This window comes from Halobacillus sp. BBL2006 (assembly GCF_000786645.1).
Classification (GTDB): Bacteria; Bacillota; Bacilli; order Bacillales; family Halobacillaceae; genus Halobacillus.
Map to the genome: position 1 here is coordinate 1 of NZ_JRNX01000093.1, position 1,793 is coordinate 1,793.

2 protein-coding genes are annotated in these 1,793 nt (G+C 43.7%); both read left to right on the top strand.

From position 1 onward, the window contains the following. Window positions 1–730, top strand: a 730-nt coding sequence (locus tag LD39_RS03535; RefSeq protein WP_035542959.1) for an O-antigen ligase family protein, incomplete at its 5' end; no start/stop codon positions are given. A gap of 30 nt (window positions 731–760) precedes the next feature. Then, window positions 761–1,793: glycosyltransferase family 4 protein (locus tag LD39_RS03540; protein ID WP_035542960.1), on the top strand; the 1,033-nt coding region annotated here is incomplete at its 3' end.

Sequence of the window (1,793 nt, forward strand, 5' to 3'; positions counted from 1 at the left end):
CATCATTATCGTATTCAGCTATGTGATCTGGTGGCTCGCCTCACTTATTAGAAAAATGAAAAGCAAACGCGTCAATATGCGCTTGGTCATGTCGATCGTCTTTCTTGTTATTTTTGCCAGCCTGACGCCACTGTCTCCTTCCGTTACGAATGTGAGCGGTGATGTGAGTAAAATCAGCGAGGAGAAAGCGAAGCAGAAGGAAGCCGAAGCCGCTGGAGAATCGGAGGGTGGCATGTCGCCAGAAGGGGAACCAGCACCTGATGAAGACGATGTTGATGAAGATGTCTCATTGATCCAGTCACCAGTGCTGCGAATTCTGTTGAGCTCCAGAAATTTATTTTTCGCCAATACGTATGAGCAGTACAAGAATGCCGATATTGTGCAAAAGTCCTTCGGAATGGGTTACGCTGGAAATTACAAAGAAAACCGTAAGTTGATTGAGATGGACTTTTTCGATTTATTTTTCTCATATGGAATCATCGGGTCTTTATTATTGTTCATGCCGTTCTTCTTGCTTGCATTCTTATTTATCAAGCGGCTGTTCACGATGCCGCTTCGAGTCATTACACCGGAAAACGTCTTACTATTCGCAGCGATCGGAATGGGGACAGGAATTGCTTTCTTAGCCGGACACGTCCTGTATGCTCCGGCGGTCAACATTTATCTTGCCCTTCCTATGGTGTTAATGATCATCAACTTGCTGCACGCACGTGAACAGAAACTCAGCTAAAACCGTTTCCTACGATAAGGAGAATTTTTGATGAAAAAGCAAACCGTTCTTCATGTCGGCCCACTCCCTCCACCTATTGGAGGGATTTCCGTTTTTATAAGCCAATTGAAGAAGTTCACAAGCGATCATTATGATTTGCAATTCTTTAATATCTTCCCGAAGAAAAACAAACGACTCAACAAGCTCGTCTACAACATGATCGTTTTGTTCAAATTTTTCTTCGTGCTAAAAAGTATGAATCCAGCATTGGTTCATATCCATACGGCTGGATTCAAAGCCTTTACGAAAAGCCGTTTCTTCCTATTAATAGCGAAAGCGTTGAACTACCCTGTCATCATGCACGTCCATAGCGGGAAATTCTTCGACTTTTATGCAAACAGCACGCCGAAGAAAAAGCAGATGATCGAAGATACCCTCGCTCGTGCAGATAAAATCGTCTGCCTTTCACCGATATGGAAGAAGCAGTTTCTCGAGACCTTCGATGTGCCGGAAGAACGCTATGAAATAGTTACGAACGCGATTTTCACGAATGAATTTAAAGACGTCCAGCCTGTTTTTCCTGAAGACAAGAAAACTGTGCTGTTTGTCGGAAAGCTCGGTGCCAATAAAGGAGTGCGCGATATCATTGCAATGGCGAAGAAACTGAAGGATGATCCAACCATCGATTTCAAACTGATGGGGAGTGGACCTTTAGAAAAAGAACTGCAGCAGGAAATCGAGACAAACGATTTGAACATTCAGTTGCTCGGTACGATGTCCGGCAAAGAAAAAGTAGAGCAGTTTGAACAAGCACAGCTGTTCATCCTTCCTTCTTATTTTGAAGCGCTGGGGCTTTCTAACCTTGAAGGTATGGCTGCAGGTCTTGTCGTTCTTTCGACGAACGTTGGCGCTGTTCCGGATATTATCCACCAGGATGAAGAAGGGTATTTGTTTGAGCCTGGAGACGTTGATCGCTTTGTTGAAAAAATTGTGTCGCTTGATCCAGAAACAATGAAGCGCATTTCCAATCACAATAAAAAGCAGGCAAAAGCATACGATTTCTCTAATTTGAATGACCGGCTGG